Below are 15,337 nucleotides of genomic sequence, written 5' to 3'. Positions count from 1 at the left end.
TTTTTAGTATAAATTGGAATTCCTTATTTTATATGTTATAATAAAAAATATTTATAAAGAGGTTTAGAAATGTTAAACAATAATATAAAACTACTCATATTCGATATGGACGGCACTATAATAGACAGTGCATATTTAAATTATTATTCCTATTACAATGCTCTTAAAGAATTCAATATAGAATTAGATAAAGATTATTATTATAATAAATGCTTTGGACTTCATTATAAAGTATTTACAAAAAACGTTTTAGAATTAAATAATAAAATTACATCTGATGAAAATAAAAATAATGAATTAATAGAATCAGTACATAATTTAAAAGAAAAGATATATTTAGAAAATCTCAATCTTATACAAATTCACCCATTCATATTAGAAACTTTAATTGATAACTATAATAAAAAAGAAAATAAAAAATACACAGCATTAGCAACGACAGCATCTCCAAAAGGAGTATATGGAATATTAAAAGAATTCCAGCTTGAAAAATTATTTGATTTAGTTATCACAGGCAATGATGTAGAAAAAAAGAAACCTCACCCTGAGATATTCTTAAAATGCTTTAATCATTTCAATGTAGAAGAAAAAGAAAGCATTATATTTGAAGACAGCGAAGTTGGTCTTGAAGCTGCCAATCAAACTAATGCTTGGGTTATAAAAATAGAAAAATGGGCTAAATAAAATATAAAAAGTGCTGATATTTATTTTTATCAACACTTTTAATTAATTATATTTTACTTTTTATACTTATTTATAAAATTTTCAACTAAATCAAACATATCTTTAGTCCAAAACTGCCAATCGCCATGATCAGCATCTTTTATAGCATAGAATTCATAAACTCTGTTCTCTTCTTTTAATTTATCAGCTAAAATTTTACTTTGATTAAAAGGTACTAATCCATCAGACGTACCATGTGCCAAAAATATAGGAGGTAAGTTTTTAGCTTTTGAAATCTCATAATAAGGGCTTATCTTTTTAGCTTCCTCAGGATAATCATAAACATTTTTTCTGCCTATAAAAATTCCTTCAGGACTGTTTGCATCTCCTGTAGTAGAGCCTAGAGGATCATTTCTCATTTCAAGTAAGTCTGTAGGAGGATAATAAGAAATTATTGCATTTATATTTGGTATTGTATTATCATTATCATTCAATGGTATTGCTGTAAATAATGAAGTATGTCCTCCGGAAGAATCGCCCCAAACAAATAAATTATTAGTATCAGCATTATATTTATCAGAATTATAAAGCATGAATTTAATTGCATCTCTTGTATCCTCTATTTGTGCCGGAAAAACTGCTGTATCGCTTGGCCTGTATTCCACTATAGCAACAACATATCCCCTTCTAGCAAAATCACCAAGAGCAACCAAATTTCTATATACATTCTGCTTTCTCCATGCCGAACCTTGTATATAAACTACTAAAGGATATTTTGCATTAGTATCAACATTAAGAGTTCTAGGAATCATTATTTGAAGTGTTAAATCTGTATTATCTTTATTAGCATAAACAACATTAGGTTTATAGTCAATATTATAAACAACATCCTTTTGCTCAAAAACTATGCTTCCATCTTCATTTGTAGAGATTATAACATTAGTATTATTTGTATTGGCAATATTAGTATTACTGCATGAAACAAATAAAATTAAAAAACACAACATTATAAATATATTTTTCATTTTTACTCCTTAAAATTTTGATATATTAAAATACCATTAAAATACAAAAAATCAATAATAAAATAATATAGAACTAATATATAAAACTTCATAATTTAAAATATTTGTGATAAAATCAAATAAACTGTATAATATATAATGATACTATATAGTCGGAGATATTATGGATTTTACTATACCTTATGAAAATGAAATTGATGAAAAAGATAAAACTATAATACAAGAATATATACTCAATAATATAAAAGATTATGAAAACAATTCAACTAAATTAACAGAACTTATTATAGAAGCTGTATCATCTTTAAGTGCAGGAAAATCCAGAACTGAATATTTAGCAAAACAAGGTTTTTTAGAAAATATAATTAATTCCATAACAGGACAAAATAGAAAGATAAGAGGCGAAATTGATTATAATTATGCTGTAGTAAAAAATGCCTCATTGAAAATGATAGAATATTTAGCAAATCAAAACAAAATCACTTATGAAGGGCTTATATATTTAAATAATAAATTAAATAATATAGAAAGAAATATTGAAGAAGAATTAATTACAATATGCAATAATGTAAGAGAATCATTTAATGTAATACTAAATAAAATTAATAAAGAATCAAACAGAATAGATTCATTAGAAAAAAAAGTTCAATTATTAGAGTTCAAAGCTGCATCTAATATTCTTGAATTTGATAATATAAAATACATCGATATGGATAATATAGAAAAAATTATATGCTTGAGCAATGATCTATTTACAAAAATATCAAGTGTCAATAATTCAGATAATAATATACCAAAAGAAAATATTTATATGATAAAATCTATATTATTTGATTTCAATGTTGATATGAATCAAAAAATAAAAGTAAATGATATATACTGCAAATTGATAGAAAAACCTAATTTCATAAATAAACTCTTTTTGAATACTCAAAATAATATTAATACTTATGAATATATTATACCAATATTAAGCGGCATAAAAAAGATAGAAAAATTGGATAAAGAAGAAAGTTATATAATCAACTCAATAATGAAAATAAATCCTAATATAAATATAAAAGATATAAAAATTGACTTAGTAAATGAATACGGAATAAATATATCAAATTTTGATTATAATACTGAGATTACAAATTATGATATTATAATACTAATTATAAATGAACTTAAAATGATATCAAAAAATTTCAATCCTCCAATAAAATATTCAGACTCCAAAAAATCCATAGAATTAGCTAGAGAATATTTTGAAAATAAAAAATATAAAAAGGCAATGGCAGAATGTGATTCTATACTATTTCAAGATAAAGATAATAAAGAAGCAAGACATATCAAAATAGAAAGTTTATATAAACTTTTAATAAAAGAAGTAAGAAATTTTGAATCGCCCTTATGCTATAAAGAGATAGCTAAAATATATTTAATAAAAAAAGACTATGAGAACACATTGAAATATTTAAATAAATACTTTGATTCATATTCCTCAAATAAAGAAATATTTAAATACAAAGAAAAACTTCAATTTCAATATAAAAAAATAATGGAATATGAAGAAAAAACTAATAAGAAACTTGAAAAAACTACGGATCAAAACAAGAGGGATTATTTAGAGTTTATAAATGATTTTTGGGGAGTATATTTAAATAAAATTTAATTTTTATATTTTGGAGATTATATGAAAAAATTAGGTTTAGTTTTAGGCGGAGGCGGTGGACTTGGAAGCTATCAAATAGGAGTATGGAAGGCTTTAAGAGAATATGAAGTAGATAAAATGATTAAAGCAATATCCGGTACTTCTGTAGGCGTTCTTAATGCATGTTTGATAGCACAGAATAATTATGATATAGCGGAATATATTTGGACTAATGAAATAGAAGATAAAATACTCTCAAAAAAGAAAATGGACAAAAATAATAATTATATATCTTCAAACGGAATTTTCAGCAGAAAAGGCTTAATAGAAATAATAGAAAAATATTTAAATATTGACATCATTATCAATTATGAATATCCAATATATGCCACTGCAGTAAATTTAAAAAACATTGATGCTGAATATTTCAAATTAAACAACAAATCAGCAAAAGAAATAAAAGAAATAATGATGGCAACAAGTGCAATACCGGTGATATTTGGAAGACAGACAATAGAAGGGGTTGATTATATAGATGGCGGCGTTGAAATATTAAAAGGAAATAACTTGCCTTTAAAGCCTCTTTATGAAGAAAACTGCGATGAAATAATAGCCATTAATTTATACAAAGAAAGCACCAGAGAAAAATTCAATAATTGCAAAGTTTATGAGATAGTACCAAGCAATGATATAGGAAACTTCTTTAATGGGGCTATGGATTTTTCACTTGAAGGTGCTAAAATGCGTATTAAAGAAGGCTACAATGATGCCAAAAATATGCTTAAAGAAATATTTAAAATGGGTAAAACACAATTAGAAAATTTAGAAAACAATAATATGCTTTATATGTATGAAAATGATAATGCCGCAGAAAGAAAAAAATTAAAAAATAAACTTAATAAAGCAATAGATAGTCTAAAAATAGATGATAATAAATAATACAAAATGAATTTTACTTCAAAATAAAAATATTCAGCACGCGCAGAGTAAAGTTTAAAAACAAAGATTAATCATATTATAAAAATATCCGTAAAAATAATGCCAATTCAACGCGTGTTAATTAGTCTCTAGCCCTATAAAAAGTAAGGGCGGGTATTAACAATTCTACTAAAAGCTTTAAGAAATAAAAGAATTAAAATCCACATTAAAGCTATAAAGAAAAAGGGCGGGAAAATGTAATGGATTTTTTAAACTTTACAAATAAAATATTTCTAATATAATACTTCGCATAAAATTAATTTAATATTAAAGGAATAATATGTATATAGATAAATTATGGGGAGAATATTTTGGTGATTGTGATGACTCATTAGTATTATTAGAGTATTTTGATGAGAATGATAATACTCAATATAGCGTTAAAAAAATATTTACTGACTTTAATGTATACAATGAATATTCTACAATAAAAGTTGATTCATTTAGAAAAAGTAAAGATATAAAATATGTTTGTAATGGTATTGAACATAATATAGATATAGTAATAGATTTAATATTAGATTTATCAGTATTAATTTTAGAATGTCTTCATAACAAAAAAATATATTTAAAAGATTTATATAGTAATTCTGAAAAAGATAAATATATATCAATAAATGCTGATAAGGAAGATATAGAATTATTTATAAATATATTAAATGACTTTTCTGTTAATGGTTCTAAGTATGATTTAGCCGATATGTGTGATGATGAAACTATTAATAATATTGCTGAAAAGACAAAATATATAGCAAATGAAATGTCAAAATTTATATATTAATAAATAAAAAAATATTAATAACTTTACATAATTTTTTTATTAAAGTTTTAGTTAAAATATATTGAGATTTTTACATTATAAATATACAATATAGCAACAATCAAATATATGAGGGATTATATATGAGTATAGGCTCTAGCAGAAGTAAATTAGAAGACGGAATAAAATTTTTTAGAAATGAAAACTACAAAGAAGCAATAGACTCTTTAGAAAAAATATTCTCAGAAAAAAATGACGTTGAATCCGGATATCATCTAGCATTAGCCTATGCACAAATTCAGGATTATGATAATACTCTTCAGGTATTTGATAAAATAATGAGAAGACTTGATAATCCTCTTAGACTTATGCAGGCTCATATAATAGTAGGATACATATACGCAGTAAAAGAGATGTATGATTTAGCCGAATTTGAACTTCTAGATGCTTTATCCTCTGGAGTTGAAAATACTCAGATACATGCGGCTTTGGGTTATGTTTATTATAAAAAAGGCAATATCAGAAAAGCTATAGAGCATTTGAGAAAAGCTGTTAATCTCGATCCAAAAAGTGCAAATGCTAGAAATTCTTTAGGATTTATTTTGGCAGATACAGAAACTAATATAGAAGAAGGAATAGAAGAAATTAGAAAAGCATTATCAATAGATCCTAATAATCCGGCTTATTTAGATTCATTAGGCTGGGCTTTCCTTAAGAAAAATGATTTTGAAAGAGCCAAAGAGTTTTTAACAAAGGCTTTTGAGCTTGCTCCTACAAACAGAGATATAAAAGAACATTTATTAAAATTAGATAAGTCTTCATATAAAAAATAACTATATAAAATAAATAACTTAATATATAATAATAATCTTGGAGGTTTTATGAAATATATTATCAGTATTATATTTTTAATTTCATTATCTTTATATTCTCAAAATAACATTCAATATTTAGGCAATACTTCTCTAAACAGAGGCGGAAAAAATATTGATATAAAAACTTCTAATGAAATATTGGCAAATGATATTATAGAAACTGAAAAAAATGCTTTTGCTGAAATAAAAATAGGAAATAAATATTATTATCTTGCTCCAAATACAAAAATAAAAGTAAGCAATAATAATGCTGTTTTAATAACTGGAGCTATGTATACTAGAAATAAAGCCTTTAATTCTTTAGAAGACTTCAAAAAATATGATAATGATATAAAAATATATGCAGATCCTTTTCCATTTTATGCCGGTAAAGTATCAACTATATTCATAGCTTCCAAAGATGAAGTAAAAATAGAAAACTCAAAACTTATGGGAAGTGCAAGACCTATAGTAAAATTTTTTGAAGTAAAAAATGCTGACAGAAACATGAAAGTTTATAAAAGCGTATTCGGTATATATGTAGGTGCTCAGGATAAAAAATATCAATTTATATCTGATATCAAATTAAAAGATAACACATTATTAAATGTGGCAATAGATATAAAATTAGACTTCACTCCTCCCCCACCAAAACCAAAACAAATACCGGGGGTAACTGCTACTATGAAAAATATTATAAGCAATCCTCAAAAATCAAAAGAAGAAAAAGAATTATTAAATGGAAAAGTTTATATAAGTTATACTCCTACTAATTATGCAGATAAAGTTTATATAATGCCTTCTCAAGGAAGATACTCATCAGGATTTGGTGCTTTCAGAGGATATACTAAAGATTACGCAAGATATCATCAGGGATTCGATATAGCCAACACAAACGGCACTCCTATAATAGCAGCAAATAATGGAGTTGTAAGAGTATCAAGAGAATTATTTGTTAGAGGAAACTGCGTAGTTATAGATCATGGCGAAGGAGTATACAGCTCATATTTCCATATGTCCAAATTAATAGCAAAAGAAGGACAGTATGTTAAAAAAGGCGAAGTAATAGGATTAATAGGTTCTACAGGAATGTCTACAGGTCCTCACTGTCATTGGGAAATGAGAGCAGGAAATATGACATTTGACCCTTTAAGTATTTTAGAAAAGCCCGTTTCATTTAATACTAAAATGCTTACTCAAATAAAATAAAAATAGTAATTTATAATTAGAGAGCTGATGCAGTAAATGAGAATAAAAGAGAAATCCATAATAGAATCAGAAAATATACATAAAATAGAACCTTTACTCATTAGGTATTTAACTATAATAACAGCTTTAGTTTTGATAGTTTTGTTTATATTTTTCTTCGGTACTAATAGGCTTAATGAAGAATATAATACTGTAAATGTTTGGAGTAAAAAAACAGATTCATTAGATCCACCATCTCATGATGAAAACTTTTATATAAATGGTATATTCAAACATAACTTTTTTACAAAGCCTGAAGGTATAATACACTATTTTGATTTTAATGGAGATACAATATACAGCACAAATCTATCAAGAGGCGAATTAGCAACTTTAAACAATCAGAATTTTATCATATATAAAAGATATGGAAATTATATAGATGCCTATAATAATATGGGAGGAATTATATGGCGTACTAACACATCTATTTATCCAGAAATAGCTCCTTATGCAGAAAGAATAGTATACCATTCAAGCGACAATTCAAAAATACAAATGTTTGACTTTAATAATAACCCTTTAAGCAAACATGTACAATATGGTGAAATAATCACAGACGGAGCTTTTGCTTTATATACAGGTGATTATATTGCAGGTTTTTCAAGCGGAGATATAGCATATATAAATAGAAATGGTGAATTATCTTTTGCCATATCAACTATTCTAAGCGAAATAAATATAGTAAAATCTGTAGCAATAAGCGAATACGGCAGTTTTGCATTAGCCGTAAGTGGAATAAGACCTGAATATATTACGCTTTATGATGCTAATGGAAATACTATGTGGTATTCAGATACAGGACTTAACAGAAGAAGACATGTATCTAGTTATATAAGCGAAAAATCAATGACAGCATTTATGCTAGCTGACAGAGATATTATATTATACTCCTTAAATAAAGGTAATGAAATAAAAAGAATCAATTTAGAAAAATATAATATGCAAAATGCTATCAATATGAAATTAAATGGCGAAACTAATACTACAATTATGAGTGTTTCAAAAGATGCTCAAAGCGTAGTCTTAATATATGATAATCATACAAGAGAAATTATATTTGAAAAATATTTAGATGGTTGGGTATACAATCTTGATATATCAAATTTAGAAAATGAATATATGATTGTAACAGACAAGATGATTTATACGTATAAGAGGGTTAAACTATGAAAAAATATATATTATTATTATTTGTAATATCTTCATTCTTATTTGCAAGAGTTCCTATTGATCCAAACAGAATAAGAGTAACAAGCACATTCGGAGAGTTTAGAACAGACCATTTTCATAACGGAGTTGATTTCGGCGGGCATAAAATGGAAATATATCCTGTAAAAGATGGTGAAATAGTTTATTATGTTGATGAAGATGAAGACCCTACTAGACCTCTTTATGGTGTAGGAAATGTACTTATGATAGAACACCCTGATAATTTAAGAAGTTATTATTATCATATAGAACCGGGCACTATAGAAAAATCATATGCTAAAGTTACGGAAAAAGATGTGGTAGCTCTTACAGGAAACAGCGGAAGATCCGGAGGAGCACATTTACATTTAACTATAGAAAATATGAAAGAGGGATTAGTTGTAGACCCATTAGAATATTTAAGTATAGATAAAGGCTCAACTCAAGCACCATTGATTCATGGTATATATTTAAGAACAGAAAACAGACTCATACAAATAAAAGATAAAATGCCTATGAGTTATAATGGAGAAATAAAATTATTCGTTAAAGCTTATGACTTATTAGGCGGAATACCTATGGGGCTTAAAAGAGTAAAAATATTTATGAATGATGATTTAGTGAGAGATTATGATTTCACATACTTCATCAAAAGAGATAATGTATACTATATATCTCCGAATTATACTTTTGAAGAAGTATACGGAGTAGATTCGCATTTCTACAGAGGCGGTGTATTCGTTCCTAAAAGAGGAAAATACACATTTAAAGCAGAAGTTACAGATTTTGATAATAAAAGCGTAGTGTTAACAAGAACCGTTAATTTTTATTAAATATGAATTTCAAATTAGAATCAAATTTCAAGCCTTCAGGGGATCAAGTAACTGCAATAGACTCTTTGGTAAAAGGACTTGAAAATAAAAATAAATATCAAACTCTTCTTGGAGTTACAGCAAGCGGAAAAACTTTTACTATAGCAAATGTTATAGAAAAAGCCAATCGCCCTACTTTAGTAATGTCGCATAACAAAACTTTAGCGGCACAGCTTTATAGAGAATTAAAAGATTTTTTTCCAAATAATGCTGTTGAATATTTCGTTTCATATTATGATTATTATCAGCCTGAAGCCTATGTTCCTGCAAAAGATTTATATATAGACAAAGATGCTTCTGTTAATGATGAAATCGACAGATTAAGACTTAAAGCAACTACATCGCTTCTTGAAAGGAGAGATGTTATAATAGTAGCTTCTGTTTCTTGTATATACGGTTTGGGTTCTCCTGAAGATTACAGAAAATTATATATTGCTATAGAAAAAGACGGAGAATATGACAGAGATGAAATAATTGAAAAATTAGTTTCTATACAATATGAGCGTGTTAAAGATGTACTTGAAAGAGCAAGATTCAAAGTTATAGGCGATACTATAGAAATAATGAGTGCCTATTCTGATGAGGTTATCAGAGTAGAATTTTTCGGTGATACAGTTGAGCGTATAATAAAAATTAATCCTATAACAAGACAAAAATTAGCAGAACAAGACAGAGTTGTAATATATCCGGCAAAGCACTTCGTTACAGGAGGCGATAAATTAGCTACGGGTATAAAATTAATAGAAGAAGAGCTTGAAGAGCAATATAATAAATTTAAATCCGAAGGAAAATTAGTAGAAGCAGAAAGAATATACGGAAGAACTAAATATGATTTAGAAATGCTTAGAGAGGTTGGATACTGTGCAGGAATAGAAAATTATTCTCGTCCATTATCAGGAAGAAAAGAAGGAGACAGACCTGCTTGTTTAATAGACTATTTTCCTGATGATTTTCTCACTATAATAGATGAGTCCCATGTGAGTGTGCCTCAAATTAGAGGAATGTTTTTTGGAGACAGAAGCAGAAAAGAGACTTTAGTAAAGTACGGTTTCAGACTTCCTTCAGCTCTTGATAACAGACCTTTATACTTTGAAGAATTTGAAAAACTTACTCATGATACAATATATATTAGTGCCACACCTGCAGAATATGAATTAAAGAAAAGCTCTCAGGTTGTAGAGCAGATAATTCGTCCTACAGGATTGCTTGATCCTATCATCGAAGTATATCCTATCGACGGACAGATAGACAGAATACTTGAAGAAATAAAAAAGACTGTATCAAACAATGAAAGAATATTCATAACAACACTTACAAAAAAAATGGCTGAAGACCTTACAAAATATTTAAATGAAAATGGAGTGAGAACTCGTTATCTTCATTCAGACATTCAAACTGTAGAACGTGTTGAAATAATAAGAGATTTAAGGCTCGGTGCTTTCGATGTACTTGTGGGGATTAACCTTTTAAGAGAAGGGCTTGATGTACCTGAAGTATCACTCATATTAATACTTGATGCCGATAAAACAGGATTTTTAAGAAATACCACTACCCTAATACAGACTATAGGAAGAGCTGCAAGAAATGCAAATGGTAGAGTTATAATGTTTGCTGACTCTATAAGCGATGCTATGAAAGTAGCCATTGATGAAACAGAAAGAAGAAGAAAAATACAGATGGAGTACAACAAAGAGCATAATATCACTCCTAAAACGATAATCAAAAAAATACAAGATATCATTGAACGTGAGGAGAAGGTTGAAACATCTTATGAGCTTCATTTCGATTTCAGACGATTCAATGAAAGAGTGAAAATTGATCCTGAACAGAAAAGTGATGATTATATAAAAGAGCTTGAAAAAGAGATGAAAAAAGCATCAGACAGTTTAGAATTTGAAAAGGCTATTGAGATAAGAGAAAAAATAAATCAGCTTAAACAATTAAAGCCTCAAAAGAAAAATGTACATAAAAATGTAACTTCAAAAAATCCAAATGGCAAAACTAACAAATAATTTTTATACATAGTATAATACAAGTAAATTCAATTAATTTAAAATATATTTAGTATTATTTAAGACTAATTTTATAAAGTATATAGAAAGTAAAAAATAATAATAAAAAGTATAAAATTTTTCATCATAATAGTAAAAAATTTTATACTTAATTTTTATTAAAAATTCAAATCAAATAGAAAAATCTGTGCTTTCATCTGATGAATATATTAAAGTAAAGTTTTCTCCATTGTCTATATATGGAACATAAGCCATCTTTATATGATCGCAATTTATATCATCTTTAATTTCTTCTACAACTTCATTTAATATGAGTCTGAATGCAATATCAACATCTACAACTACAGAAAAGAAATTAATAACATATTTTCCTTTTATATTTTCAGTTTCGCCGGCATTCCAAGAATCTAAAGAACCAAGACCATTCCAACTCAAAACTGAATTTAAAACATTACCTATTTTATTTAAAACATCAGCATATTTTTCAGGTAATTCATTTTCAAAAGGTTCTATTTCAAATTGCAAAATTAAATAAGATAAATCTTCATTATCAATTACTTTATAATCATTATACTCTTTATAAAAATCATCTAAAAAATTTTTATATTCCCTAGGATTACTGCATTCATATTCTTTAACATCTCCGCTGCTTCCAACTATTCCAGTATGCTTTACTATATTATCTTCATTTATCCAGCATTCAGCATAATATAAAAATCCATATTCTTTTTTATACAAAGTAACAATATTAGGAAGCTCTTCTAAATAAGGTTCTAAAGGCATACCATAAGAATCAAAAATTTCATCAGCAACTTTTTTATATTCTGAATCTTTATTAAACATTTTTCTAATTGAAAAACTTTTATCTGTTTCTTCGTTTTTAAATCCTGCCTCAATAGTATAATCAATATTAAATTTTACAAATGTTAATTTTGAATTTTCTTCATTATTTATTTTATTTTTCACATCTTTTAATTCTTCTATGGATTCTTTTATCAACTCTTTATCCAATTTTGATATAGCAGCTTCATTCATTAAAAATACGCCATCAACCAAATCATCAGCAACATAAAACTTAAAAGTACAATAAGGATGATCAGCTTCCCAATCTATAGGATTAATAATATCTTTAATAGCCTGCAATTTTTCTTCATCGCATAATATATAGGCTATAGCATTTAATTTGTCTTCGCCGTAATCAAGACCTCTAAGTAAATTTTTATCACTCTCTTCATTAATGTAATGATATTCTAATGCTTCTATAGAATAATAATTTTCTATTTCTTCAGCCTGTCTTAAAAACTCATAATCACCCGGTACAAGCTCCAATCCCTTATTATTAGCTTCGACAGCACCTTCTTTATTCCCGAAATGAAGTCTTAATTTAGCAAGCTCAAGCCATCCCCAAGGATAATCAGGCTCTTCAATAACACCCTGTTCAGAATATTTTAACGCTTCTTCTAATTTTCCGCAGTAAATTAATGCCACAGCATGCCTATAATACCAAGTTCCGCATCCTTTAGCATTTTTCTCAGAGTATTTCATAAACTCTTTAGACATATAATAATGCTCATAATCACCTATATTATTACAGGCATAAGAATACCATAAAGCAATATCTAAATCTTCCCTAGCCTCTTCTAATGTGAACTTATTTTCTTTTATACCATTTTCAATAAACTCTTGCAAATAATTCAGCATTTTATAAAAATATCCGCCGCCGTCTATATTAAATGATTGTAATGTTTCAATATCTTCTCTATTAAGCAAGCCCATATATATTCTCCGTATTATAATTTATATAACAATATTATCCTATAACTGTACCGTTTTCACATTCTTCTTTTGTAGTTAATAATACAACTTCTCCATTATCTTTTACAGCACCTAAAACTAAACACTCCGAAAAAAAATTAGCTATCTGTTTTTTTGGAAAATTAACTACAGCAATTATGCGTCTTCCTATCAAATCTTCTTTTTTATATAATTTAGTTATTTGTGCTGATGAAACCTTTATACCCAATTTACCAAAATCAATTTTTAATTTGTATGCCGGTCTTTTAGCTTTTGGAAAATCTTCCGCTTCTATTATAGTACCTGTTCTAATATCTAATGCCAAAAAATTATCAAAACTAGATTCAGACTTTATTTCTTCTTTAATATCCATTTTAATCTCCGAAATATTTTTATATATTTTATGTCATTAGAAAAAATTTTGAAAGTACATTTCAATAACTTTTAATATAAAGCATTAGTAAAATAAATATCAAAGTACTATTCTTTCGCTGCCTTCTCTTCTAACTAATTTTTCTCTTTCAAATGCATTTAATATAGGAAGTACATATTTTCTGGAAAGTCCTGTTTTATCACGAACAAAAGCTATTGTTATTATATCATTAGTTTTTGTATTTTGCAAAATAAGTTTTTTTATTCTATTATAAACATCTATATGATAATATATACCCTCATCAAGATACACAGCCTTTTTTGATGCTGATAATACTTTTATATCTTTCATTCCATTAGTAAATGTTTTTATAGTTTTTTCATCTAATCCGTTTAAATCTTCTTTTTTTAATTTTTCTAATAATATTTTTTGAGAATTATTTAAAGTAATTTCTTCATTATATTTTTTGTATATATTATTAAAGGGCATTAATATTTGATTTTCAACTGAATAATCTATAAATACTTTTGTAAATGCATTATTAATATTTAAATAATTTCTTATGTCTTCAAAACTTATGCCTTCTTTTTTATTTTCTATTAGATTTTTTAATCTTTCTAATAAAGTATTTAAATAATCTTTTTTAACAAAGAAATTTGCAACTTTAATAGCATAATCAGGAATCTCTCCGCTTGCTTCGGTATAACCATTCACTGACATAAATAAATCATTATATTTTTCTCTTTTTACTTCTCCCAAAAACTCGTTGGCATTATCAATTATTCTTTTTCTTATGAAAGGATTAGTTTTTTCTCCCCAAAATACATTGCCTGCTGCTATTATACTGCTTCCGCCATGGCTTATTAATATACCGCGTTCTTTCCAAAACACTGATATAGGCTCATCAAATTTTAATCTTATGAATCTATTATCTATTTCTTTATTATTTTTATTATCTTTATCAGAATATGTTTTGTTTTTGTAAATAGGAAGTATTTGAGCAATCAAGCATTCTGTACCTGCAGCAAATTCAGCATTCTTTATTTTTTTAAGATATTCAGCATCATTTGTATTTATAAGCTCTAATATTATTTCATCTGTTGAAAATACTTTTTCTTCCTTACAGCATAATAAATGCCCTCTTCTTATTTCTTCTTTTTTAATATTTTTTATATTAATAGCTATTCTTGAAGCGGAGTAAACAATTTCTTTATCTTCATGGTACGACTGAATATTTCTTATTGAAATTTCTTTTCTGCTTGGATAATGTATCAAAGTATCATCTTTTTTTATTATGCCTCCTCTAAGACTTCCTGTAATAGTGAGTCCTGCCCCTTTTATAGAAAATACTCTGTCTACATAAATATGAGTTTTTATATCATCTTCATATTTTTCATTTAATAATATATCAGTTATTCTATCTTTTAAAAAGTCTATATTAGTACCATTTAAGGCTGATACTTTTACTATTTCTATATCTTTATTGAATATTCTATATAGATTTTTTTTAATATCTTCTTCGCTTTCTTTTAATTTATCATCATCAACCAAATCAATTTTATTAATTACGCACACTACATTTCTTATGCCAAGAGATAAAGCTACTTTAGCATGCTCTTCAGTCATATTCATCCAGCCTTCATTACCACAAACTACAAGCATAACTAAATCCAAGCTCCACATACCGGCAACCATATTTCTTATAAATCTTTCATGTCCGGGTACATCTATTACACCTATTGTAATATCATCATTAGGCTTGAAAAAACCGAATCCTAAATCAATAGTCATTTCTCTTTTCTGTTCTTCAGGAAGCCTCATCATAGAAATGCCTGTTAATGCTTTTATTAATTCTGATTTACCATGATCAACATGACCTGCTGTTCCTATGATTCTATTCATATTATGAAACTCCTATTATTACTATTGAT

General features: G+C 26.7%; 13 protein-coding genes. 9 read left to right on the top strand and 4 right to left on the bottom strand.

The window, feature by feature from the left end; genetic code table 11:
- Window positions 1–69 precede the first annotated feature (69 nt).
- Window positions 70–684: an HAD family hydrolase gene (locus BINT_RS06755; protein ID WP_014487811.1), complete on the top strand. Its 615-nt coding sequence runs from the start codon at window positions 70–72 to the stop codon at window positions 682–684.
- 53 nt (window positions 685–737) lie between these two features.
- Here the strand turns inward: BINT_RS06755 and BINT_RS06750 are convergent, their stop codons facing one another.
- Entirely contained in the window at window positions 738–1,688 is a 951-nt protein-coding gene (locus BINT_RS06750; RefSeq protein WP_014487810.1) for an alpha/beta hydrolase, read from the bottom strand.
- A gap of 163 nt (window positions 1,689–1,851) precedes the next feature.
- Between BINT_RS06750 and BINT_RS06745 the strand changes: the two genes are divergently transcribed.
- The 8 genes from BINT_RS06745 (at window position 1,852) to uvrB (ending at window position 11,239) form a co-directional block, all read left to right on the top strand.
- Window positions 1,852–3,345, top strand: a complete 1,494-nt coding sequence (locus BINT_RS06745; protein ID WP_014487809.1) for a tetratricopeptide repeat protein — start codon at window positions 1,852–1,854, stop codon at window positions 3,343–3,345.
- A gap of 21 nt (window positions 3,346–3,366) precedes the next feature.
- Window positions 3,367–4,263, top strand: coding sequence for a patatin-like phospholipase family protein (locus BINT_RS06740; RefSeq protein WP_014487808.1), 897 nt, complete (start codon window positions 3,367–3,369; stop codon window positions 4,261–4,263).
- Between the two features lie 319 nt (window positions 4,264–4,582).
- On the top strand, window positions 4,583–5,083 hold the full coding sequence (locus BINT_RS06735) for an imm68 putative immunity domain-containing protein (protein WP_014487807.1): 501 nt from the start codon (window positions 4,583–4,585) through the stop codon (window positions 5,081–5,083).
- A 122-nt stretch (window positions 5,084–5,205) separates the two neighbouring features.
- Window positions 5,206–5,895 carry a tetratricopeptide repeat protein gene (locus BINT_RS06730; RefSeq protein ID WP_014487806.1) on the top strand — a complete coding sequence of 230 codons (690 nt, stop codon included), beginning with the start codon at window positions 5,206–5,208 and terminating at the stop codon, window positions 5,893–5,895.
- Between the two features lie 48 nt (window positions 5,896–5,943).
- Window positions 5,944–7,125, top strand: coding sequence for a M23 family metallopeptidase (locus BINT_RS06725; protein ID WP_014487805.1), 1,182 nt, complete (start codon window positions 5,944–5,946; stop codon window positions 7,123–7,125).
- Between the two features lie 36 nt (window positions 7,126–7,161).
- Window positions 7,162–8,337, top strand: coding sequence for a hypothetical protein (locus BINT_RS06720; protein ID WP_014487804.1), 1,176 nt, complete (start codon window positions 7,162–7,164; stop codon window positions 8,335–8,337).
- Entirely contained in the window at window positions 8,334–9,188 is an 855-nt protein-coding gene (locus tag BINT_RS06715) for a M23 family metallopeptidase (protein WP_014487803.1), read from the top strand. Before BINT_RS06720 ends, BINT_RS06715 begins: the two co-directional genes overlap by 4 nt.
- A gap of 2 nt (window positions 9,189–9,190) precedes the next feature.
- Window positions 9,191–11,239 carry an excinuclease ABC subunit UvrB gene (uvrB, locus tag BINT_RS06710; RefSeq protein WP_014487802.1) on the top strand — a complete coding sequence of 683 codons (2,049 nt, stop codon included), beginning with the start codon at window positions 9,191–9,193 and terminating at the stop codon, window positions 11,237–11,239.
- A 171-nt stretch (window positions 11,240–11,410) separates the two neighbouring features.
- Here uvrB and BINT_RS06705 read toward each other — a convergent pair whose 3' ends face one another.
- The 3 genes from BINT_RS06705 to selB all read right to left on the bottom strand — a co-directional run bounded on the left by BINT_RS06705 (window position 11,411) and on the right by selB (window position 15,308).
- Window positions 11,411–13,015: a tetratricopeptide repeat protein gene (locus BINT_RS06705; protein WP_014487801.1), complete on the bottom strand. Its 1,605-nt coding sequence runs from the start codon at window positions 13,013–13,015 to the stop codon at window positions 11,411–11,413.
- 34 nt (window positions 13,016–13,049) lie between these two features.
- The gene (locus BINT_RS06700) at window positions 13,050–13,406 is read right to left on the bottom strand and encodes a tRNA-binding protein (protein ID WP_014487800.1); all 357 of its coding nucleotides are present in this window, start codon (window positions 13,404–13,406) and stop codon (window positions 13,050–13,052) included.
- A 99-nt stretch (window positions 13,407–13,505) separates the two neighbouring features.
- A complete protein-coding gene (gene selB, locus BINT_RS06695; protein WP_014487799.1) occupies window positions 13,506–15,308 on the bottom strand; it encodes a selenocysteine-specific translation elongation factor in 1,803 nt (600 codons plus the stop codon).
- Between the last annotated feature and the right edge of the window lie 29 nt (window positions 15,309–15,337).

The organism is Brachyspira intermedia PWS/A (genome assembly GCF_000223215.1).
In the GTDB taxonomy this organism is placed as follows: Bacteria; Spirochaetota; Brachyspiria; order Brachyspirales; family Brachyspiraceae; genus Brachyspira; species Brachyspira intermedia.
Note: the sequence above shows the minus strand (reverse complement) of the source record. Positions and strands in the feature narration are given on the sequence as shown.